Below are 23901 nucleotides of genomic sequence, written 5' to 3'. Positions count from 1 at the left end.
GGCGCCATAGGGCACAGGCCGACTGTGTCGGCGACTTGTCGTGTTCCGTGCTACACTAAGCGCTTGTATTCTACTCGGGGTTTCGGGCAGCAAGTTACCATTTTAGCCGGTGGCATATTATGTGAATAACAAATGACTTTATTTTGCCCATAAAAAAGAGATACTGATATTAACTACTCAGGCTTAATCGTAACCTAACTGTATGTATTAAGCGGATAATCAACCCCTGCGTTAATTAGGCTAGTTGTTTCACATAATACAAGAGAAAACCTCTTATTTATTCACATACAACCTATTATGCGACTAATTTTTAGGCTAAACGTGGGTTGTTTTTGAATAAATCGTAATTTTTAGTCTGAATAAAAAATGTTTGGATTCATAGAGTTGGCTCTAGACCCGCCAAAATGGTAAATTGCTGGCCGAAACCCCGGATAGTTAAAAAAGACGCGAAAGCATGACGGCAGTCGCAGGTGAAGTAAAGAAAAAAGAGAGCCCGAGCTCCGGGCTCTTGCAGTATTACTCCAGGGAGATGCCTAAAACCGAGGTTGTGTACCACCCAGGGATTTAAATACAAAGGGTTTGGAATGCGGATTGAGTCCTGGAGAAAAAAAATGGTTGGGATTGAAGGTATTGGATTGAACCTGGCGGGGTTGAATAGACAGCTCAAATACCCCCTGATTAGTTCTATTTTCTTGACCAGAAACCCCTTGGTCTGAGAGTTCATCGACCACGCGCAATACGGCCTGTTTGACCGGATGAATCTCTTCCCCTGAACAACTACTATGCAGCCCTTTCCCATAGATTAAAGTAAGCGCTGAAATAGAGTCCGTTGCCTTCATCTCCTGCTGCACACGACTTTTGAGTCCGAAATAGACCATACCAAATGACATTCCATGCAAGTCTAATCTTACCCCATTCTTCATATCATCCAGATTAAATTGCTCTATGGCCTCATTAATCAAGGCTTCTGCCAGTTCGGCATCCGGCTGCTTACTCTTGGCAATCGCATCGATGGTGCTGGCGTAGGTAATGGCATCAGCCAAGTTTGCCTTCTTGGCTTCCTGCAGTAACTGCACCGCCCGCTCGGCATCCGGCTGCTTACTCTTGGCAATCGCATCTAAGGTGCTGTTGTAGGTAATGGCATCAGCCCAGTGTGCCTTCTTGGCTTCCTGCAGTAACTGCACCGCTTGCTCGGCATCCGGCTCCTTACTCTTGGCAATCGCATCTAAGGTACTGGCGTAGGTAATGGCATCAGCCAAGTTTGCCTTCTTGGCTTCCTGCAGTAACTGCACCGCCCGCTCGGTATCCGGCTCCTTGCTCTTGGCAATCGCATCTAAGGTACTGTTGTAGGTAATGGCATTGGCCAAGTTTGCCTGCTTGGCTTCCTGCAGTAACTGCACCGCACGCTGCGCATCCGGCTCCTTGCTCTTGGCAATCGCATCTAAGGTACTGGCGTAGGTAATGGTATCAGCCAAGTTTGCCTTCTTGGCTTCCTGCAGTAACTGCACCGCCCGCTCGGCATCCGGCTCCTTACTCTTGGCAATCGCATCTAAGGTACTGTTGTAGGTAATGGCATTGGCCAAGTTTGCCTTCTTGGCTTCCTGCAGTAACTGCACCGCCCGCTCGGCATCCGGCTCCTTACTCTTGGCAATCGCATCGATGGTACTGTTGTAGGTAATGGCATTGGCCAAGTTTGCCTTCTTGGCTTCCTGCAATAACTGCACCGCTTGCTCGGCATCCGGCTCCTTACTCTTGGCAATCGCATCGATGGTACTGTTGTAAGTAATGGCATTGGCCAAGTGTACCTTCTTGGCTTCCTGCAGTAACTGCACCGCCCGCTCGGCATCCGGCTTCTTACTCTTGGCAATCGCATCGATGGTGCTGTTGTAGGTAATGGCATTGGCCAACTTTGCCTTCTTGGCTTCCTGCAGTAACTGCACCGCACGCTGCGCATCCGGCTCCTTACTCTTGGTAATCGCCTCTATGGTGCTGGCGTAGGTAATGGCATCAGCCAAGCTTGCCTTCTTGGCTTCCTGCAGTAACTGCACCGCACGCTGCGCATCCGGCTCCTTACTCTTGGCAATCGCATCGATGGTGCTGTTGTAGGTAATGGCATCAGCTAAGCCTTTGGTTACAGCCATCTTATGCACCAGCAAAGAGTACTGAGGTTGATGCAGTTGAGACAGGCGTTTAATGAGTTGATTTAGAATTACCCTATCAGGGAAAATATGCTTATCCAGCATCTCAGTCAATAACGAGGTGACCTCATCCAGGCCTTTGTCTTTTAACTGTTTGCTGTAGAAAATGTAAGTGCGTTTATCAGCATCTGCTTTTAAATTGCACCGTTCCATTCGCATTATTAATGAATTGAAAGGAGCAACTTGGTTTCCAGTATTTTTGTTTTGCTGTCTAGTTAATCTCATCGATGTAATCCAAAAATCAAAGTGTAAAATATTAGGTCATAATAGATGTTTACTCAACGAAAATTTCGTATCGTTCAATGCACGAATGGCTTAATGTAATAAAATGGACTCCCTTCCCCAACAAGGCGCCGTAGGTGCACAGACCGACTGTGTCAGCGACTTGTCGTGTTCCGTGCTACACTAAGAGCTTGTATTATAATCCATTATTTGTAAGCACCTTACCCTGAAAAAGCTACTGCTCAAAGATGAAAACTGGTACCGCTACCGTCAGTTTTATTCAGAGTCTGGTGAAATCAGAGAGAGCGTGGATTACAGCATCAATAAAATACTAAGTTGCCGTCATTACAAGCGCGGCCATGCGCATTATCATGGCTCGAATCCCTCGTGTACGCATGAAAAGCGAGTCCACTTCAGTTGTAAAGACCGAGGCTGTAGTCCCTGTGGAAAAATTGCTACAGACAACTGCCTGCAAAAGAATAAAGAACTGCTTCCACCCTGCCCGTGGCAGCACATCACATTAACCATGCCCAAAGCCTTAAGTGATTTATTCCTGCTAAACCGCCATCTGCTGATCAATTACCCGCACTTGTGGGGAACATTCTCAATCAACGGGCCAAAACAACGGACTCAAAGCGAGAGTTTTTATAATCGTTCACGTACTCGATTGTTACCTGCCGTCTCAGCTTTATTTAACCATCACCCCAATCCCAATCAGAACTCCTGAGCTTTTGGGGTAAAACAACTCTCTGGAAACAATCCACTGGACTGTATTCTATGTAAAAACACTATCCGACTGTCCTTTTTACTCTTCAAACTGTCCTCCAGACAACTGATGAATTACACCACTCAACTCGCGCTCCAAAAAAAATTCGCATTCCCTAACAGGAAAGCTCTATTATTTTTTTGAAAAAATCGCCACAGAATAGACATATGAAACTCGTTTAAAACAACCACTGGCCGAAAGGAATTCAATCAGTCATCAATTCATTGCCAAGAACCGCTTTGCTTATTGCACAAAATTCATCCTTTTTACTTTTGAATTTTCTATCAATCAGGATAGTTACAGGATCTATATTCACCATTTAAGTTCATATCCATAATTTCTATTTTAGAAAAAATCACTTTCAAAAATAGGACATTCCCAAATCGAGACACAAAGAATAACATATGATCAATTTAACACATAAAGGAACATATTGATCCGTGAAAAACCCTCCTAATTTTTATTATCAGATTCAAAGTAAGCGTGCAAATTATACGCATGTTCCTTCCGGTACTATTAATATTCAACAATTGATGCAGGGAAAACCGTGTTGGCAAGGTGTTGCTCCACTAGAAAATAAAGAAAAAATACTCATTCTTAATGACTGGAGAATGAATAGTCAACGAGAAGACTTAGTTCCCATCTATGTAACGATTCTTAAACAATTACTTCAGGATGGTTTTACCGTTTATGTATGGAAGGATCAAAGAGCCTATCGTTTAGATTTAGAAAGTTTTTCTATTTATGAATTTAGTATGCTCAATAATATGGAAGCTAAAAAAGAAGAGGAAATAAGAAAGGAAGCGGCACTCCAGCTAAGTGTTAATAAAAATCAGATTCTTGTCCTTGATGATTACTGGGTTACTTATCTTTTTCAAAAGATCACCGCTCCTACTGCTCTAAAATCAACTGAACGGCAACTTAAATTGCGTGATTACTTATGGAGTTCATATGACGAATCGAAAGGTAGTTTTTTATCGAGTAAAAATCAAACTGTTTTAAAGTATATTGAAAAAATACCTTATACGCACTTTATTATCGATGAGTTTGACAGTTTCCATCCTTATTTACTTAAGATCCAACAACTTTTTCCTGAAGCAACACGGATTATTAACATAACATATCTTCACCTAGATGGTAATGAAATCGAAGATTTAATGAACGATAAGACATTGGCATGCGGGGGAATAAAACTCAGTCAACGTGATTTAAAAAAAGTGGAAGTTCTTGAAATAGCGGGATTTAATGAAGAGCAACTCACGTGGATTTTGAACCAATGCCCTCAACTACATACTCTCAAAATACTACAGTGTAATCTAGAGGATTTTCATCCCCCAACCCCCATAGCACTGCCTTTGTTAACCTCCTTACACTTTAAGAATTCGACATATTATGATACAAAATTTATTGAAGATCTGCTTCTACATTTTGATACGCAACTTGAACAATTAATTATCTTTAATTGCGGTGGCATGGATGCGGATTTTACTCAAACACCTAGACTTCCCAAGATAAGAAAATTAACGCTTGATGGACCCGATATAAGTATACACAACATCGGTACCTTACTTAAAGCAAGTGCATCGCAATTGCATTATTTATACATAAATAATGACGATCATGTGTTAACGCAGGATACCTCGGAGGAATATAGCCCGCGGAACCTAGAATATTTATTAATTGAAAACATGACCATTCCCCAAGCCAGTCTGGATGGCTTATTAAAATTTGCGGATAATTTAAAAATATTGCAATTAAGAAACGTTGAATTAACGGGGAAGACGCCTTGGGTTCGTTACCAATTCACTAGCCTAAAAGATTTTACATTACAAAATAAAAGTCCTATCGTCGAAAACAAGGCCATTTATAACATTTTCAATAATAAAAAGCTGAACTTTATTTCCTTAAGAAACTCCTTGGTAATGTATGATAATAATAATGACATTTTAAACCTACCTTCTTTGCTTACTTTGGAGTTATTAAGTGATGTTAAGAACCTTAACAAATTTGTTGATAATGCCCCACAATTGCAACGCTTAGTTCTGGAAGGAAAGACTGCCGACTTTTCTTCACTACCACCAGAAACACCTCATTTGGCAGAAATAGTTTTAAAGCAGTTTGTTTTTTTCAGTAAAGGTATGGAGGCTTTTTTAGAAAAGAATATAAATCAACTCAACGAATTTGCATTTACGTTTACAGATGAAATAAACATTTTCACTTTGTTAAAAAGGGCAACTAATTTAAAAAAATTATATTTCAAAGGTCCTAAGAAACACAATGTGCTAACGCAAGATTTTTATACTGATTTACTGGATTCATTGGCGTACTTACCTCAATTAGAATATCTGGAATTAGAACAATTTGCTAATATAAAGTTTGAAAAACTCCATGCAAAACGGCTGGCCGAAAGAAACGCTCAATTAGCAAAACTAACTACGCTCACACTAATATCCACAACTTTTTTAGATAAAAACGACTTTGCGATTTTAATCAATTCGTTCCCGAAGATAGAACAGCTTTTATTGGCCAAAACAACCTTTTGCGATAAGCCTAAGCCAATCAATGGAACTATCTATGGGTTAGATTCTTTAAAGTTAATCCAGTTATCCCTAATGGTTTTTCCAACTAATTTGCTGAAATTATTACTGGATGCATCACCTAATCTGAAAATGGTTGATTTAGGAGGATCCACCGCACTTCAAAATGACAAAGAAGTGATGACTCTATTGCATCCCTATGAATTACTCGAACTGAGTGAGCCCGAGCACTATGATGCGGATAAAAAAACTACGGTGGATGCTGATACCGTAAATAAGAACACCAATTACACTGTTAATGTTATTTTTTATAACTTAAATGGCGAATCACTTAAGAATGAAACCCTCTATTATCGAGAGAACATCTTCGATCAAGTTATTATTTCCTCCCAACGATGTACTCAAAATAATCCATTTGAATTGATTGAAATTAAACCTGATGATCTAATACCTTGTTATCCCACCAAAATTGCTAATTTAAAAAATAGAGTAAACCAAGAGCTACGACCTCCAAAAAATATTGGAGAATATGTTTATGCGCAGGATTGCCTCGTTTTAAACTCTGAATGGCAGGCACTTCCTTCCCTCTCTCCTGAGGAAAAATTACAATGTTATTCTCTCTCCGTAGATTTAGAGATAGAACTAGCCTATTCCGAAAAACGAAATCAATATTTTATCCGCTCGAAAAATAAACAGATCCAACCCGTTATTTTTGAATTCCTCCTTTGGATTCCCCAGTTGCCGCAACCGGTAATGCAGCCTCAATCATCCGTACTGGCTACTGCACGTAAAGTTATTTTATCCTATGATGAGGGTGCGTTACCAAGCACCGTTGATCGACGCGATTGGACGGGACGTGACTACTTAAATGCCATACTTCACTACAAAGTGGGAGCTTGCCGCCATAGGGTGATTGCTTTCTGGGATTTAATGAGGAGGATAGAACAAGCAGGTATATTACCTCCAGACGTCGAAATGCGAATTGTATACAATAAACTTCATGCCTTTGTTGAGATAAAAACACAGGGGAAATGGCATATATATGATTTAGGGGGTTATGAATCAGAAATTAAACTCATTGAACCACAATTTCATAAAGAACCATCGATAGAAAAGGAAGACGTAGAAGAACCCTCACTTTTTTTATATAAATCTTATTTTAATACCAGAGTAACACCAAACAGTGAAATAACATCTGTTCCCCATTATTGCCAACAATTAATTCAACGAATTTACGCATCAAATCAGAAAAATGGTTTGATTAGCTTAAATGCCACCGATGAAATGACGAGTATGGCCTTACAGTTAGAACGCTTTTGTCAAACCACAAGTCGCCCTGTTTTATTTATTAATAATCCAGATGATCTTGTTGAATCTTCTGTCTCGATTCAACGCGAAGGATCTAAAGGAACATTAAAGCAGAAATCTGGAGGCGCTCTGGCTAATTTTATCGCAAAGAATCAGGAAGAAACCGCGCTTATCGTTATTAATTATGATGAATTTTCGCTCCAAGATTTACTAATGAGTATCGCCATTTTAGAAAGAAAACAAAAAAATATTCTTCTAATTGGATTAGTAAATCCTCGTAATGCCAATCATTACAATGGCGCAGATTTCCATGGTTATTTTGATATTCGGGAACAGTCTAACTTTTCTCTACACGTATTAAACGAAAACTTACCCCCTCTTACCCCTCAATTAGTTGCAGAAGAAACATCAGAAACCATCGTACTTAATCTTTATAAACGGCCTGATTGGCACCGCTATCTTTTAGGCGGTTGGGAAATTTCCGGCGTCGAACTTACGTTTAAGGAAGGAAGCCTCAAGGAGAAGATTAGAGAATGTTGGCAAACACAACGACCATTAGAAATAAGAAATGGCCCTTGGGAAGATAAGGATTTTGTCTTATTTTGGCGACAAGCATTAATTCACCACCGAATAGCTCTCGAAGGAGAGTCACTTATTCTTCCAGAATATTTCTCTCTTGTGCGACAGGATGGTTATGACTGGGAATACTTAACTCAAGGTATTTCTGTGTCACATGGTTTGCATGCAGGCAAAAAAGTGCTAAATCGAGCTACCTACGATGATTTTTTTATTCGTTATACTATTAGTAATCAAAACATCAAAACAGAGCCAGGTATTCTAAAAGCAGCCCATAATAGCGTTCTGGAACTATCAATTACAGGAACTTTAACCTTAGAAGAATGGACCCTTTTCTTAAACGAATGCCAACAAAACCAGATTCAACTTCATTGTGATTTGGCTAAAGGTATTGAACTGCCTGAGGCAATGAGGCCTTTTTTAAAAATTGAAGCGCCTCCAAATCCTGCGATTAAACCCCTACTCCCTTGGTTGAATATTTACGAAACACCCGACACGGATCTTTTTATTGCGTTACTTATATCAGAACAAAATTATCGAGTTCTCGATATCACTGAATGCAATAGTGCCGATCTTTTAAAACAACGTAATGGAGAAATAAAAAAAGATGGAGGTGGCTTTAGTTTTGAAGAGCGCGACACGTTTATACCGACATCAATTGCTTCGGGCATAAAAATTATTTTAAAAGGCCAGTTTTCATCCCTTCTCGCTGATGCGTTAACAGCCTATTTTCTTGAAAACGAGCTTCCAGATAATTCTGTTAGTCTCGTTACTGAAGATAGTAAACACTTTTCCTGTTTCCCTATAAAAAAGGTTGCGCTTAATAATAAATTAAAATACAAATACTTGCGTCGCCACTATAAAGAAAATGAATTATTTTCATTTAGCAGTGAGGTTTTTGCGCAAAAATCAGTAGCTCAACTTATCGCCTGCCTTAATTATGCCCGCCGCGAATTCAACCTAGCTCAATCCAAAACTGAGTTTAATTTAATAGAACAATTAAATAGCGACTTAGCCTGGCAGGGAATGCACGGCATTATTGGGGGAATACGATTACCCGCCTTGGACTATGCCAATAGCGCCGAGCACGCGCAAGCATTCATACAAAAACGAATTGATGCTTTTGAGGCCGCAATAAAATATTCCCCTTTTGTCTTTTTTACTGGTTTGACCGGCGTAGGAAAAACCACCTTTGTTACCCAAATATTAAAAGATAAAGGTTATTTTATTCATGAGAACCGAAATAATATTTCTTCGTGGATAAATGATTGTCGTCCAGGGCAAAAAATACTTTTTCTTGATGAGGCCAATTTAGATCCAAGTCAATGGTCCATCTTTGAAGGATTATTTAATGAGCCCGCAGCGATCTTATACAATGGAACCTATCATCTACTTAGCAAAGATCATAAAGTTATTTTTGCGGGTAATCCTCTGAATTATGGCGCCGGTAGACAATTAGCGAGCTTATTTAGCCGTCATGGATCTGCCTTGCAATTTGAGCCCTTATCGCAAAGTTTTATTTATGAAAAAATAATAAAACCTGTCTTTACAGGAACGATAATTGAGGGCGAAAGTCAGGAAATCGCTAAGGAAATTCTGGCTGTGTACCAATATATTTGTGAACATTCATTAAATGAAGTCTTAATGTCTCCACGCGAAATAAAGACAATGGCCTTATTCACACTCATTAATAAATTACAAAACCCTATGCACGAAACAAAGCAAATCGCTGCAAGTTATGCCTTTTCTTTAGGAAAATACCTCATCCCTAATTATCTTTATCCTCAATTTAAAGAACATTTTGAGACTCAACTGCAAGTTAGTAACCCGATTCATACGCTGAATAATGATCGTTTTTTGATCACCTCGTCACGGCGTGAAGCGCATCAACTCCTTTCAGACTTTCTCAACACCAGAAAGCTTAGTACGTGCAGCACAGGCTCTCTAGGCGGTTTTATTCTCGAAGCCGAAGAAGGAGGCACTTCCCTGGTCATAAATACACTGAAAAGCTTGGGGTACATTAAGAAACGTAAGAAAAAAGAGATTTCAGACCAACCTACTTATTATGTTTTACCTTCTAATGTATCACTGGGACGACGTGAAGAAATTCTACGTAACGCCTTTCATGAGGGAGCTGTGGTCATAATAAAGGGTGAGCCATCCTTACAAGAAAGCTTATTAAATGCCCTACTAATGGGAAGAACCCCAGAAGGTGAACTAGCAGCAAAGCCAGGGTTTAGATTAATTGTCTTACAAAAAACCATAAGCCAAGATCTAAGTGCAAATCAGCAAAGTAAAGCACTGCAACGACGACTGCTTAAATGCCGTTTACCTACTTATAACCTTACGGAAATGCTTGCTATTTTATCTCAGAAAGGAGTGCCTGAAAAAAAAGCGAAATGCTTAATCAAAGCCTATCTTGCTCAACGAGAAGAAGCTAAAATTAATCGATTATCGCCAGAGCCAACTTTTAATGATTTGTTAAAAGCGGCAAAACTTGTGTTAAAAAGCATGCACTCCAAAGAACGCGTTTATGGAAAACGTTCTCATAACGAAGGAGAAAAGGATGAACAACTACTTAACCCCCAAAATTTGTCACAAGCGAAAAAACGCACTAAAAAGGATGACGCTCTTAACGATGAAATGGATATAGAAATCCCTTCTGCCCGGCAGCTAAATAGAGCAGGTTTTTTTAGTGCTGCAGAACAAGTAGATAATGATGACTTGCAGATTCAACCATTAGCGAATGCGCTTTTACAATAAGGGCCACATCTCATACACCATTAGCGTACCGTCACATAACCTGCTTCAATAGCACGATCAATAAGCGCTCTGAAACATTATCATAGGGATTATTAAAGCGATGATGAGCGCGATATCATTTCGGCTTTCGTATCCTGATTTTGCCCAAGAACTTAAAAAACATCCGCTACTAAAAGAGGCATTCACGACATTAGTTGCTCTCAAAAAAAATATATTAAGCTTAAATTCTAAACCCGCCACAGATAATTATCATTCGCCAGAAGTGAATGTGCTTAGCAAGAAAACTACCCAGCCCATAAAAAAGGTAGATAACCAATTAAAACAACCCAAGTTTGCTATCAATGCTACATTATTTGCATTAGATAAAAACGCACAAAAGCTCTTGTCAGAGAAGGAACCATTCATTGAAAAAACAGGGACTGGCTTTCATTATCAATCAGTAGCAGATCTTTTAAACCTTTATTTTCCCAAGATAGCAGAAGAGCTTTTAACAGTTATTCAAGAAACTGAGGAGCTACCGAAACGATCGACGCCATCCTTATAAGGGAGTGCACTGCACCTGATTGATTTCAAATGGAGCGTAAAAACGCTCCATTTGATTATAAAGGAAACTATAGGGCTAGGCTGGTGTATTCCCGGGTTAACTGGATTAAGCCCGAACTAGGCCATAATGATGTGAACGGATTGAGGTCAGATCCAAATCAGAAACAGTTACTCCCTGGGAAAATAATCTATGGCGCTTTTCTAACTTATTTTGTTCTGGTGCAGTGTATTCCGCCAGAAGCCCTTGAGGCAGTTTAGCATGATAATTTTGTAATCGTCGCAGGACAGTATCTGCTAAATTAATATTTAGATAGGAACCGTTGCCATGTAAGTATGGCTCGGGAGCTAAAGCACGTTCCGTTAACGTATTAAGGCGATTTTTAAGAAACTTCATGCCTGTTTTACATTCGTTATGATTATCACCCCAGATCATCTTATTTAAAGCCGGTTCATATGCACTGATAATATCGGCGGCAACATCACTTGCTTGGAAAAGACGCATAAGTTGCATTTGTGTCGGTAGCTCGGCACTAGCCGGCTCCTTCATGAATCGCACCATGGCCTTTAGTAGTAAGAAGCGTTCTGCTGAGGTGAGTTCAATTCCTGAAGGTGGCAACAGATATTCAGCCGCATCGGAAAGGTCATATTTTTCCAATAAAACAGCAAATTGCTCTCTTAGAGTCAATGGCCTATAGGTTTTCAATTGATTTAACTCAGTAAGAGCAAGGCTTAATAATTCTGCATCGATAACATTATGGGTATTTGCCTCCTCCGAGATCCCTTTAATCACGGTATAATGCCCATCTTGCTGGGGATTAGGACTGTCTTTGTATTTTATGCCCTTAATGCCTGGTTTATCAGGACTAAAAAATCGGTCTTTTTCTTTGAGCTGTTGATGCTGTCCGGGAGCGGCCAATTTTGCTTTTTTCGCCTGATTTTTACCCTCAATAGCATCAAATAATATTTTATCCCCTCCGGATTTAGCACACTTCTTACCCGCTGCATCATGAGCTGTTGCAGGTGCAACATAAACCGCAACATGCTTATTGTCTGGAATTTTGATCTTAGCTGCTGCTGATTGGTAGTCGCTCGCCGTTTTTTCCAGGGCGTTGCGCAAGATACTCAGTACTTTTTTATCTAAATGATGTTTTTCAAAAAAAGTACTGACTGCATTAATGATTTCCTCACTGTGCTTACCCAGTGACAAACCCGTGCTTTTAAGTGATTCAGTGGCATGCAACACATGATTAATGATGACTTCTTCCAAACTGGTGTAGGTATTGTTGGTAATCACACTACAACCAGAAAGCTGAGCGGCTGCTTGCCGTACAATGCGGCCTCCATTTGAATGTCCCAGTAAGACTAAATCTTTGGGTTGAACCCCCTTTTTTTCCAATAAAAAGTTTGCCGCGGCTAAAATTGTGTTCACAGGATCTGCAAATGAAGTTGGCTTTTTTGCCAGATAATCGACAACGAGAAAATTGTAATGATTACGGACAGCCAATTCTTGAGCAATGGGTAACATGTCGGTGTACGCAGCTCCAGCACCACCAACAACAATAAGCCATTGATCAGTAGCAATAGGATTACGGTATTCAATAGCTTGTACGGTGTGTTTTTTGTCCACGCGCAGTTGATAATTATGAATGTCATTGGGAGCAAAAAGCAGCGTTTTTTTAAGATTATCAGCAATATCTGCGTCTTTTTGGATTACATTAGTCACTACCCGCAGACAAAGACGTGTAATTATTTTATCAATAAAACCAGGTTTTTTTGCTCGCTCGTTAACCGAGGATTGTTGAAGAAGCGGACTGGAAAGTTCAACAGGTGAAAGACTACGACGATAAAGATGCTTCGCTTTAAAGTCCATTTCGAGAACTAAATCATAAATTACCGCTAAATTTTTTTTAGTTTCATTTAGCGCATCCCAAAAAAGATAATTATTACTTTGACGTTCATTAATGATTTGTTCAATCAAGGTGCTGTTTTTATCGATTAATTGATAGTAGGTAAAAAGTAATTTCCATGCCTCATATTTTTGAGACTCACCGATCTTATGGTTTGGCTCATTAAGCTGTTTTTTAATGGCATTAATTGTATTCTTGATTGCATAGGTTGAGAAGCTAAGCCCATTAGCAAGCTCACAAAGCTGAGTTGTTGTGGGCGCGGCTGGTGCAAAACAAGAAGAAGCTTCTTGGCTTATAGAGCCAATTTCGTGTCGCAATTTAGCTAATTCACTTTCAAATGGAGTGGCAGACATTGGTATTACTCATCAACTATCTTTTAAATAGGGCTTAATTAGGCTGAAAACCAGAACATTAAGCGAAAAAACACTCCTTATCGTATCAGCTCACCAGGTGTAAATTACCGTTCCGAATGAGTTTTCCTTTGCGCAGTTACTATAATATCAGAACAATTTATGCCGTAAAGAGGCCACAAAAAGTTTATTTATTTATCAAGTAAAATTTAATCCATTTGGTGACGTCATTAAGCCGTCATTGTTCAATAAATTTCGATGCCTCGCCACGAGGAACTGTTTAAATTATTATTGAAATTACAAAGAGTTATAAGATCGCGCACTTAGCTGAAACATTATCTGCTTTTTTTAAACAATCGCTTGCTAAACCATTAAATAAAGAAAGCTCTCTTAACGCTCTATTATGATGTAAAAGCTCAGTTCGTAGTGTTGTATCTTCTATTTTTCTTTTAGATTTGTTCGCAACTAAATAAATTTCGTTCTTATCTGTAAGAACTAAGCAAGTACTATTATAATAAGCAACACAACATTTAACTGCTTTGCCATTTAACGCGGTTAATTTTGTAGGAACTTTATTATTCACCCCGCTTCCCCAGGCTAATAGCTTTTTTTGTGACGTTAAGGCAAAAGTAGCACTCTGACCTGTAGCTAACATAACAACAGACATATTTCTCAATGCTTGAATCTCTTGGGGTTTATGACACTCAGCATATTCCTTATCTAATCCTAACTGGTTATAACGATTGTAACCAAACGCAAAGACTTTTTTATCACATAAACAAACAAAACTATGAAAATCATGTGCATAAATTTGCATCGCTTTTTTATCATTAAAAAAAGTAATTTGTTTGGGCACAGAGAATAATGTCTTTTCTGAATCATGCCCAAGTTGTCCGTACTCGTTATTGCCCCAACTATAGATAAAACCTTCATTATCAATAGCTAAAACATGATATGAGCCAACCGAAACTGCGGTAATTCTGCGATCTGGTGTAAACTCGATTAACTGAGGAATAGACGTGTCCTCTGTAGTGCCATTTCCTAATTGTCCGTAGTCGTTTTTTCCCCAGGAATATAGTTTTCCTGTGGTTGTTAAAACATAATAAGCACCTGAGCGTGCATAAACTGAAGCAATAGTACCGTCTTGAGGGAGTCCCTCTACCTGCTCACTTTTTAAAGAGCTATAGGTATGAACTGCCCCATCAGACTTTAACATAAGATTGCAGGATTCATCACCACTTATGGCGACAACTCCATTAAGTCGATGTGTTATTTTGTTGTCAGAAAAAAATAATCTGGATAATGCTGATTTTTGTGAATCACACAATGAAATAGATTTTTTATGCATTATAAGGTTGGGGAACGTAGAAGCAACTGATAATTTTTTTTTCGCAACATGTTGGGCAATGTCTAAAAAATCCCTCGATGATTGAGCAAATAAACCTAATTCCTTGGCTTGAAGAAAATCAGCGATAATATAAACAACATCTAAAGACACCTGTTGCTGATTTCTTGGCCCTCTAAGATCTATTTGTGTACTTTCTTCAAATACCGTCATCTTTGCTCCATTACATAATACGATTTTATAAAAAACGCACAATCATATCATAAAAAAAACATGGGCAATGGTATTTTACACATTGAGATCCAATTTTAACCTTTCTGATAAATGCTAAGTGACTGACCTATTTGATCACACTATAAAGTTAAATAGTAATCCCTTGCCTTTCTGATTCGATATCTGGTAAATCATTTTGTTGAAGATTTATATTGAATTTATTTTCTTTAAATAACCCATATTTTACTAACGACGTAACCTCTATCGTGGCGGACTGCTCTTTGTTTACAATATCGGGACTAATCAAACCATCTTCATCCAACTGCACGGACAACCAAGAACTTAGTACCTCGTTTTTATTACATATATTTAGCAAGCGGACCTCCCAAACAATCGGCCATGGAATGCAACCACTCAGGATTATTTTTCCATATACGCTTTTTTTGATCAGATATTTCCACCAATCGGCGCTCATATGTTCTGCGCTGACTCTCATCAGCCTCTGTAGATTGTAATAAATGATTAAGTTGGCTTGCCTCCTCATTTAATATACGGAGCGCTTCCTTTCTTCGTTCAAACCATCCATTTTTCTCACCTTTATTTGAACGAGCGATTTAGGTAATATACCGGATATTGCCTCGGCACATCTACGTTTCACTGCCTTTAGGCGATGAGGGTGCTAGGGTATTGGCAAAATATCCTGGTTTACAACTCCTAGATGCTGAGGCATGTGGTATTGGCCCTCAAGGCGTCGTTGGCGCTCAGGCCGCCGAAGTCGGCGACTTGTCAGTTTCACAGAGTATGTTTTATATAATTATTTTTCTTTTCTTAAGTGAACCTTAATAATAAACCGTTATTATTTTCCTTTTACAAATTCTGGGAATACGATGGATATCCATAAGGCAATCGAAACATTGCAACAAGAACTAGGTTATAAAGTCAGCCCCATTGGTAGCTGTCAAGGATTCTCTCTTCGCTGGCTAGAAGCCTGCTTTCTTAAGGAAGAAAATATCTTTGATGCTCGAATTAGCAAGATAGTCAATGAACTGGATACCATTGCTGCGGCAATTAATAAAGCTCAAGTAAAGCCGATAAAAGAACGGACTCCAAAAGATATGCAATTACTTGAGATCCCCGCATTTTACGTAAGCCTTGGGTTATATCAAATGCCCGAAGAGTACGCCTCACTTTTTGGGGAGGTATATCATCAGCCAGAAGTGAAACGTATTTCTGCCCTTGCCTCTTCAGAAAAAATCTTCGCTCTCGGGGGATTAGACGAAATTGTTTCAGACATTTATTACCAGGATGAATTTAAAAAATATTTGGATTCATTAGAACAGCTGATCAAGAGGTGTGATTTGTCCTCGGAAGATACTATAGGACTGGCTCTATCCACCGCAAATCACACCAATGCCCTCACATACACCCCAGGGTATGGATGGAAATTTATGGACATCAATACATACCCTTCGCAAATTTTTCCTGCGGGTTCAACATCAGAATTAATTCGTAGAATCCACGAAGATTTTGCTATCGTTTCTGGCTCTATACCTATTGCGATTAGCGCAACTGTTTTTACAGTAGGCCTGCAAGAAGAGAAAAATCAATCACTCAAAACATCATTAGGTTTACTTAAAGAAGAACATAGTAAATCAAGAGCCATTCCTGAGCCTGAAAAAGCAATTTATTTAGCTGAACTTGCGGCAATAAAGGGTGATGCCGCACTGATTACCCAACTTTATACCAACAGTTCTCTGAGTACAAAAAACAGTGATGGATTGACGATGCACTATCTCGCAGCGAAAAATGGTCATGCGAACGTTATTGATGTATTGGGCTCACTTGGAGTAGATTTAAAGGAGGCGAATGAAAATGGAGCAACAGCCGTTTTTATTGCAGCAGTCTATAATCACGACCAGGTTATCAAAAAACTTTCCTCTTATGAGGCTAATCTTAATGCATTTTATGAGCAACAAACCCCCCTCTATGTTGCAACATACTATGGGCATTTTGAGGCAGTAAAAGCTTTAGTAGAGGGTGGAGCGGATCTGGATTTGGCGTTCAGTGAAGATATCTCTCCGCCAATTTTTGTTGCCGTCGAAAAAAAACAAATAGAGGTTCTTGCTTATTTGATACACTCCGGCGCTAATGTCAATTTAATGCATGAAGATGCAACACCACTATTTCTGGCAGTAATATTAGACAATATCGAAGCAGTTCAACAATTAATAAACGCCGGCGATATTAATCTTGATATATCTTGCCTGGATTCAATTGATGACTTATACGATTTTGCTCAATTGGTGGGAAATGAGGCGACTTCCAGAGCGGTTAATTTTATCCAAACGCAATCGGATCCCAATGATATAAAAGTCACGGCTGGAGATATTGCACAGATTAAAGGAAATGATGAAATTGCTAAGCTTATTAAGCATGAACAAGATAAGAGGGCCAATCAAAATTTATTAATTCAGCAAAACAGTTTCTGCTTTTTCGAAGAGCAACATTCTTCTCTAATGAAACGCAAACGCCAAAGCTCAGTAGAAAAGGAAGCCAATAAGTCTCTTAAAGTAGATGGCGAGTCGAGTAGTCAGACAAGTCCTGGGCTGTAATTTTTGTCAAGGATTCTCACTTCGTTGGTTAGAGGCCTGCTTTCTTAAGGAAGAAAACATCTCTCATTTTATGTAAGTATCGGGTTATATCAAATGCCGGAAAACTACGTTTCACTCTTTTGGGGCGTCATAATATCAGTCTGAAGTGAAAAAAATTTCTGCCCTTGTCTCCTCGGAGCAAATCCTTGCCCTAGGAGGATTGGACGCGTTTGATTCAGGTATCTATGGTATGGATGAATTTGAGAGGCTAAATATATTTCTATTAGTGCGACTGTTTTACGGCAGGACTGCAAAATCAACTATTCAAAGAATTGCTCAGCTCACTTAAAACAGAACATAGCAAATCAAGGCGCCGTTGGCGCATAGGCCAGCGGAGTCGGCGACCTGTCGAGTCCCGTGTTACACTAATGCATTGTAATATAACCTTTTATCAGTATGCATCTTACCCTGAAAAAGCTTCTGCTCAAGATGAGAACTGGAGCACATAGTATTCACCATGCTAAAAGTCTTAAGTAATTTATTCCTGGTAAACCGCCACCTGCTCAATCAGTTGCCCAGCTCGTGCAAAACAGCCAACGCCAAGACCTGGTTTATACTGTAGAAAATAATTCCTTTTTTCTTTTGAATTTCCTATAACCTCAAGATTTTTTGTAAAATCAAAATCCCCAAACTAACTTTTCAAGTTCCTTCAGAGAAGAAACTTTATTTTTCCAATCAGCGATCCTTACTTTCCTATAACCTTCAAGAAAAATTATTACTGACGGCCATAAAAGAACAACTCGTGATGTTGCCTGCTAATGACACGAATCTCAAAAAAATCAAAGAAAAGACTTTTCCCATTTCTTAAAAAAATTAGAGAAGGCCCTAAGAACCCATGATGTGCAAATTAAGAAATCTCTTACATGATTATGCGCTATTATGAGTTTAACTCAATACAATTCTTGGCTATGATTAACTCAGTACGAGGAATGACAGCGGATGTCTTAATAAGGATTATTTGAACGCATCAAGGACGATGCACTGCCACAAGGATGTGGTCTGTCTCCTCGGAACACTAATCCCCTTCCCCAAGACAATCAAAAAATTACTGTGTTTTTTTGTGAAAACTCCATTTCGGCCAACTTCCATTCCCCATGGAAAAGAGTAAATTTCCCAGTACAAGTGAAACTTGTTAATGGGTAATCCTTAGAGGGGTTCTTTGCAGGAAAGTACGAAACTTCCTACAACACCCGTATACCCCTTTTCCAGCACGGAATCTTTTTTGCAACGGAGCCTTAAATCTCAAGGTTTGTCTAAGCACCTTCAAACTCAATTTTTCTGAAAAAAATTAGAACAAAAATGGTTCCTTTTTGTCAGATTCCCAGCCGACACTCAATTAAATGAAGCTGAGCAAAGCCCAGCTTCAAAAAGCTAGGGTCTAAAAACAAACTCTTTTTCCTCATTGGTTTCCTCAACGAGGGATTTCAATCTTGTGAGGTGAAAAGAATCAGGTTTTCCTAAGAATTTTTTGTGTCCCCATATTTCCGCAATCTGCTGAGAGGAGAACTGCTCCTGCTTCCCATCGAGGTAGAGGTCAACATCAAAGCTGAATCTCGGGCGCTGATTTTTAAGATAAAGCTTTCTGCGTTTAGCCGGCCTTTCCTCTGCTCCTTGAACTGAAGTTGATTGAGTCGCATCATCAAGGATAGCTTTTCTTCCCGTTGGTTGCTTTTGATTATAATCAGGCGTAGGCCGGAAAAAATAATCGCGCTTTTGATGCCATCGTCTGACCTCTAAGTCATACTTGCCTTCTATGGAACTGCCAACACCAACGGCGTAATTAGCCCTTGGCTTAATCACTTTCTCACTAGGCTGTCCTTTTTCTCCACGAGAGAATAATACTACTATCTTGTCAGCGTCAGCTTCTTGTTGAAGTTCTTTTAAGGCTCTTTGGCAAATTTGACTCGCTAAACTCTTACAATCTTTGGAATATTGTTCGGTGGTTCGGGCATCCTCTCGGTCTAAATCAACCATCGAAACCGGGAAAGCTCTTTTTTTCTTCGCCTTATGCACCGCTTTATATAATCCGGGTGTTCTTTCTTCAACCTCTTCTTGCATCGTATCAAAATCTATCGCATATTCTCCGTCTGAGCTAAGTATATTTGATCGATGATTCTCAACAATTCGGGCTACTTCCTCTTTAAACCATTTCTGCCTGACATTTCTTAGCTGATTAATTATCATTGGATTAGAGGGCTCTTCCGCAATGTCTAATCCCACTAAGCGTTTTGCTTTTGCCCCAAACCGTGTCATTTCGGTTGACTCTTCCTCTTGATCAGGCCGGAATTCACTCTCAACGTCTAGTTCGTCTTGGGTTTCTTTATCAAGTGATGGTAATTTTTCATTATCAGCCACTATCCCAGATTGATTTTCGTGCGCCTCGGACATGGTGGTGTGATATGAATCATCTCCCATAGTAAATGCGCTAGAAATCTCCTCTTGATAAATCCTACTCAACGAACTTAAAATCTCCTCTATTCGCTCGGGACTGTGGTCACTAGAAATAGTTGTGTTCATTAATGTGCTAGAAATTGCTGCTTGAGAACTCTTAATCAACGAACTTAAAATCTCCTCTATTCGCTCGGGACTATGGCCATTAGAAATAGTTGTGTTCATTAATGTGCTAGAAATTGCTGCTTGAGAACTCCTAATCAACGAACTTAAACGCTCATCTATTTCAGTAGAATTGAGACTACTAGAAGTAGTGGTTGTCGCAGAGGCAGTACTAATTGTACTACTAATAATTGGCACAACTTCTTCTCCCCTTTGGGAAATTTGTCCGTCTAACCATTGCTGAACTTTTAAACTAAATGGTTTATCTTGCATAGGAGCGTGCTGATATGACTGATACAACTCGACAGGAATTCTTTCTCCACACACGATAACATATCTTTTAAATTCTGGATTAAGAAAGTCAGACGTTCCTTTATTTAATTGTTCCAAATAAAGTTCAATCTCCGCATCACTCATATCCTTAGGAAACTCAACGACTACTTCGCTATTATAAGGAACTGGAAGTCCGCTATTTGATGTTACTAATCGAGTTTGGTCATTAGTAGCTGCTGTGCAGTAAATATATGTTCTTAATATTCTTACACCCATTGGAACACCTCTAAAATTAAAATAATTAGCTCTGGTGAGAAAACAACGCAAAATATAAGCTGAGATTCTTTACACAATCTTAGGCTGATCCAATGACTTTTCTTCCTCAGGAACATTTTCGAAAGATACTGTGGTGTCCTCTGCTTTAAACATGCTTTTTTTAGATAACATGCTCTCTAAATTAAAGGGGGCCAATTGCTCGATGTTAAAATTAGCTATCCTCTTTTCTAATTTGATTTGTTGTTCTTTTAATTTTTGTACTTGCTTATCGGCTTCACATAGTAGTGAATCAAATAAAGCTATAGCTCTTCTATTTGATTTGATATCCCTCTCTAAATTATAAATAGGTTCTTTTAAGGAGTGACGTTCAGCATATAATTCCTCTAGTTTATCAGTGTAGGAATGATTTCCTGGTTGAAACAATTTTACTTCTAATAAGACAACCCCTAATATTGCAGGGCCTGCTAGTAAAGAAGCAATTGATGACATAAATCCCAAGGGAACAAGCGCTAACAGCGTAAGTAGAAGCACGACAATTTGGAGTGTTTCATATTTATTTCTCTCAGCGTTTAATTCTCTGCATTTTTTTTCAAGTTCTTGAATACCTGGTTCGTTACTGCTGTTTAGAATTTTAAGCTCAGCCACTGCTTTATCTAATTTCTCAAGCATTTTTTGTTTCTCTTTGGGATAAGAGTCCGATAAATGAGTTTTGTCTTCTATTGCACATTTAAGTTCATGTAATTCAAATATGTTAAGAACATAGATCTTAAAGAAAGGATTTAAATTTTTCTTTTCTATTTCTTTTATTAATGCCCTTTTAAATATTCTAATCTGATCTAATGTACATTCATTCAATAATCGTACTTCTCCATCTTCCGATAATTGAATATTTGCCAGAAAATTTTCAGTAGAAATCATTTGATATAGTTCAACTATATTGTCTTGATTACATAAATCAAATACGGATTTCGTTCTATAAAGATAGTGAATTTGCTTTGGCATGTAGCACCTTAATACAATGAGTAATTGATCATAATAGTACCAGTTTGTTTATCTAATGAAAACATTCGCTAAATATACTCAAACACGCCAAAGTTTTTTAACCTAACTGATTTTAAAATAAAAATTAGTTCAAATTTATTAACTTTCCAATTAGGAAAGATCTATTTTCCAAAATAGGAACTTAAAGCATCATTAATTTAACTTTGAGCTAAACTGTACTTTATTTATCGGAAGCCCAAAGATACCATTACTCTTAGTTTCAGGTTGGTTATGATTCTTTAAAGAAACGGCAGCTGAAAAAATCACGAAAGGAGCTATAACATCTAATTGTAAATTTAATATAACTCCAACATAGGAAGTAGGTGGGTTGCTAATTTCATTTAGCAGCAGAGCTAGGTTTTTTTTCTTTTTTTCCCTTATTAGGAATACTTTTTTCTTTTGAGTTACGATAACCTCCCAAACTAGTATCTATTAATTCTTCATTAGATTTTTCAATACCTTTTTGAAAAGGATGCTTTTTCATAATTAATTCCAATATAACTAGTTCTAGTTTAAGTATAGGATATATCCGGTATAAAGGGCTTTCTTGATAAAATGGTTTACAAAACCAGCGGTATGAAGTTATCACCAAGTGAATGATTGCTACCGAGATAGATCGGAGCGATTTTTGTTTATAGAGTTAAGCGATAACACGATGTGCCAATGGCGCATTAAAGCTCCACTGGCGGTAAGCGACGCGAAGTCACCGTGTAAGGAACCTTCTTACTCAGATAAAAAGTGCGTTTCCCTCTATTAATTCATCACATAAATCAGAGATATATTTTGATAACTTGCTACGTTAACAACAAAATCAAGACAAAGTCATTATCAAATTTGAGAAAATTAAACGCTCTTTATTTTTATTTATACTGAGCGCTCAGTGCCTATTTAACAAATTTTGCAAACAAATACCCTACTCCTGCGGCGATAAGTATAGAAGTAAGAGGTTGTTTTCTGACACAGCGAGCCATACTCTGAACGCATTCTTCTAGAGATTCCTCGGCGCAATGCATTCCTTCTTTTCCTGATTCATATAAATCCGAGGCTTTATTTCCTATATCATCGACTATTTTTTCTGTTCTTTCTTTTGTGCCTTCATACGCATCAGATAACTTTTCTTTAGTGTTACTGTATAAGTCGTTCACTTTATTCTTTATTTCTTCTCCCTTATCGTATATATCATTCATTATTGTTCTCCTAAAAGAATAAACGTTTCATATTTCAACTCATCCTTTTAAGGATAATAGGCTTAAACGATTTGTCAAATTAACACCCAATAAGATAAGTATTAACCCTGATTCGAATGTAAACTTACCAAAAAGATCGGCCTATTTGTTGCGAAGGAATCATTGATTATATTTTCCTATTAAATCTTTTAAGGCACCTACCCTGATTCCTCCATTAACAACGTTCACCTGATTGAAGATCTGATCGATAAGAAAGATGAATAACAGCGTATGGCTACTGTAAGTAGAAAATAAAAAATTAAATAATTCATCGTTCATCGTTACAATAGATACTCACTATTAAAATCATTTTTGTTTCATTTTCACAAAAAGTAAAAAATTTGCCCTATACTTACATTTTATGATGCTCATGGAGGAAGTCATGAAATATGTCATTGCCTGGTTATTAGGTGTCCCGATTAGCATTCTCATTCTTGTGTGGTTATTTGCGCGCATATTCTAAATATATGAGCAGTACTATTTGCTATGCACGAAACTTATTTGTCTCACAAACCCAAAGGAGTATTTATTATGAACAAGGACATCTTTCAAGGAAAGTGGGAAGAGGTAAAAGGCAAAATGAAACAAGCCTGGGGTAAGCTTACAGATGATGATTACAAAGAAATTGAAGGAAATCATCAAGAGCTCTATGGGAAATTACAAAAACATTATGGCTACACCAAAGAGGAAGTAGAGAAAGTAGTTAAAGATTTTCAGGACAAATAATTCTACTTATTAAGGAGCAATAAATGAAAAAATTACTAATGGTCTTGCTTGTACTCGGTACTTCCACCGTCTTTGCAGCGTCAACCACAGATATGACCACAAATTGGGTATGCACCACCAACGCAAGTAGCAGTGATGTCGCCTCGGATAAGGCTGCCGATGAACAAATGGAAAAAAGCCATAATTCAGCCGCATCCAGTTTTGATTTTGCTGCTAAAAACTGCCGAGATTGCACCAAAATAACATGCGAAGCAAAAGACTAACCCCAATGGATGCCATCATGGAGGATTAAAAATGGAAAATCGTAATGTAGTCAAAGCCAGTGAAATAACTGGTGTCAAAGTTCAGAATACTTCTGGAGAAGATATTGGCGATATTAACGAGGTTGTCCTCGATAAAATATCAGGGCAAGTTAATTATCTGGTTT

General features: G+C 38.4%; 14 protein-coding genes and 1 pseudogene. 7 read left to right on the top strand and 8 right to left on the bottom strand.

All coding sequences use genetic code 11. The features are described from left to right. Window positions 1-533: 533 nt before the first annotated feature. Entirely contained in the window at window positions 534-2423 is a 1890-nt protein-coding gene (locus tag E1P08_RS13780; RefSeq protein ID WP_133137597.1) for a hypothetical protein, read from the bottom strand. A gap of 205 nt (window positions 2424-2628) precedes the next feature. On the opposite strand from E1P08_RS13780, the pseudogene E1P08_RS17890 reads away from it, so the two are divergent. The 3 genes and pseudogenes from E1P08_RS17890 to E1P08_RS13765 form a co-directional block, all read left to right on the top strand. After that, window positions 2629-3079 (top strand): annotated as a pseudogene (locus E1P08_RS17890) (transposase zinc-binding domain-containing protein); the annotation flags it as partial. Window positions 3080-3626: 547 nt separating this feature from the next. Continuing rightward, on the top strand, window positions 3627-10370 hold the full coding sequence (locus E1P08_RS13770; RefSeq protein WP_133137595.1) for a P-loop NTPase family protein: 6744 nt from the start codon (window positions 3627-3629) through the stop codon (window positions 10368-10370). A gap of 100 nt (window positions 10371-10470) precedes the next feature. Then, entirely contained in the window at window positions 10471-10914 is a 444-nt protein-coding gene (locus E1P08_RS13765) for a hypothetical protein (protein WP_133137594.1), read from the top strand. A 105-nt stretch (window positions 10915-11019) separates the two neighbouring features. On the opposite strand, the gene E1P08_RS13760 is transcribed toward E1P08_RS13765, so the two are convergent. From E1P08_RS13760 to E1P08_RS13750, 3 genes are all read right to left on the bottom strand, one after another. Continuing rightward, window positions 11020-13173, bottom strand: coding sequence for an alpha/beta hydrolase family protein (locus E1P08_RS13760; protein ID WP_133137593.1), 2154 nt, complete (start codon window positions 13171-13173; stop codon window positions 11020-11022). A 304-nt stretch (window positions 13174-13477) separates the two neighbouring features. Beyond that, window positions 13478-14728, bottom strand: a complete 1251-nt coding sequence (locus tag E1P08_RS13755) for an RCC1 domain-containing protein (protein WP_133137592.1) — start codon at window positions 14726-14728, stop codon at window positions 13478-13480. A gap of 148 nt (window positions 14729-14876) precedes the next feature. Continuing rightward, the gene (locus E1P08_RS13750; RefSeq protein ID WP_133137591.1) at window positions 14877-15104 is read right to left on the bottom strand and encodes a hypothetical protein; all 228 of its coding nucleotides are present in this window, start codon (window positions 15102-15104) and stop codon (window positions 14877-14879) included. Window positions 15105-15615: 511 nt separating this feature from the next. Between E1P08_RS13750 and E1P08_RS13745 the strand changes: the two genes are divergently transcribed. Further along, window positions 15616-17340: an ankyrin repeat domain-containing protein gene (locus tag E1P08_RS13745; protein WP_133137590.1), complete on the top strand. Its 1725-nt coding sequence runs from the start codon at window positions 15616-15618 to the stop codon at window positions 17338-17340. Window positions 17341-18750: 1410 nt separating this feature from the next. Here E1P08_RS13745 and E1P08_RS13740 read toward each other — a convergent pair. The 4 genes from E1P08_RS13740 to E1P08_RS13730 all read right to left on the bottom strand — a co-directional run bounded on the left by E1P08_RS13740 (window position 18751) and on the right by E1P08_RS13730 (window position 22709). Beyond that, a complete protein-coding gene (locus E1P08_RS13740; RefSeq protein ID WP_133137589.1) occupies window positions 18751-20481 on the bottom strand; it encodes a hypothetical protein in 1731 nt (576 codons plus the stop codon). A 69-nt stretch (window positions 20482-20550) separates the two neighbouring features. Continuing rightward, window positions 20551-21483 carry a hypothetical protein gene (locus E1P08_RS13735; RefSeq protein WP_133137588.1) on the bottom strand — a complete coding sequence of 311 codons (933 nt, stop codon included), beginning with the start codon at window positions 21481-21483 and terminating at the stop codon, window positions 20551-20553. A gap of 376 nt (window positions 21484-21859) precedes the next feature. Further along, window positions 21860-22006, bottom strand: coding sequence for a hypothetical protein (locus E1P08_RS17235; protein WP_165485191.1), 147 nt, complete (start codon window positions 22004-22006; stop codon window positions 21860-21862). Window positions 22007-22406: 400 nt separating this feature from the next. Further along, window positions 22407-22709 carry an ElaB/YgaM/YqjD family protein gene (locus tag E1P08_RS13730; RefSeq protein ID WP_133137587.1) on the bottom strand — a complete coding sequence of 101 codons (303 nt, stop codon included), beginning with the start codon at window positions 22707-22709 and terminating at the stop codon, window positions 22407-22409. A gap of 570 nt (window positions 22710-23279) precedes the next feature. Between E1P08_RS13730 and E1P08_RS13725 the strand changes: the two genes are divergently transcribed. From E1P08_RS13725 to E1P08_RS13715, 3 genes are all read left to right on the top strand, one after another. After that, window positions 23280-23474, top strand: a complete 195-nt coding sequence (locus E1P08_RS13725; protein ID WP_133137586.1) for a CsbD family protein — start codon at window positions 23280-23282, stop codon at window positions 23472-23474. Between the two features lie 23 nt (window positions 23475-23497). Further along, complete coding sequence (locus tag E1P08_RS13720; protein ID WP_133137585.1) at window positions 23498-23737, top strand: hypothetical protein; 240 nt, start codon at window positions 23498-23500, stop codon at window positions 23735-23737. Between the two features lie 31 nt (window positions 23738-23768). Further along, on the top strand, window positions 23769-23901 hold a 133-nt coding region (locus E1P08_RS13715), incomplete at its 3' end, for a PRC-barrel domain-containing protein (RefSeq protein WP_133137584.1).

Source organism: Legionella rowbothamii (assembly GCF_900639985.1).
Lineage (GTDB): Bacteria > Pseudomonadota > Gammaproteobacteria > Legionellales > Legionellaceae > Legionella > Legionella rowbothamii.
The sequence above is the reverse complement of the archived record's forward strand: the minus strand, read 5'-3'. Positions and strand labels throughout refer to the sequence as shown.

What these genes read in the sequence shown, in the direction of transcription:
- E1P08_RS13725 (WP_133137586.1), top strand. Translation starts at nt 23,280, where the DNA reads ATGAACAAGGACATCTTTCAAGGAAAGTGGGAAGAGGTAAAAGGCAAA.
- E1P08_RS13765 (WP_133137594.1), top strand. Translation starts at nt 10,471, where the DNA reads ATGATGAGCGCGATATCATTTCGGCTTTCGTATCCTGATTTTGCCCAA.
- E1P08_RS13740 (WP_133137589.1), bottom strand. Translation starts at nt 20,481, where the DNA reads ATGGGTGTAAGAATATTAAGAACATATATTTACTGCACAGCAGCTACT.
- E1P08_RS13755 (WP_133137592.1), bottom strand. Translation starts at nt 14,728, where the DNA reads ATGACGGTATTTGAAGAAAGTACACAAATAGATCTTAGAGGGCCAAGA.
- E1P08_RS17235 (WP_165485191.1), bottom strand. Translation starts at nt 22,006, where the DNA reads ATGAAAAAGCATCCTTTTCAAAAAGGTATTGAAAAATCTAATGAAGAA.
- E1P08_RS13780 (WP_133137597.1), bottom strand. Translation starts at nt 2,423, where the DNA reads ATGAGATTAACTAGACAGCAAAACAAAAATACTGGAAACCAAGTTGCT.
- E1P08_RS13735 (WP_133137588.1), bottom strand. Translation starts at nt 21,483, where the DNA reads ATGCCAAAGCAAATTCACTATCTTTATAGAACGAAATCCGTATTTGAT.
- E1P08_RS13720 (WP_133137585.1), top strand. Translation starts at nt 23,498, where the DNA reads ATGAAAAAATTACTAATGGTCTTGCTTGTACTCGGTACTTCCACCGTC.
- E1P08_RS13760 (WP_133137593.1), bottom strand. Translation starts at nt 13,173, where the DNA reads ATGTCTGCCACTCCATTTGAAAGTGAATTAGCTAAATTGCGACACGAA.
- E1P08_RS13745 (WP_133137590.1), top strand. Translation starts at nt 15,616, where the DNA reads ATGGATATCCATAAGGCAATCGAAACATTGCAACAAGAACTAGGTTAT.
- E1P08_RS13730 (WP_133137587.1), bottom strand. Translation starts at nt 22,709, where the DNA reads ATGAATGATATATACGATAAGGGAGAAGAAATAAAGAATAAAGTGAAC.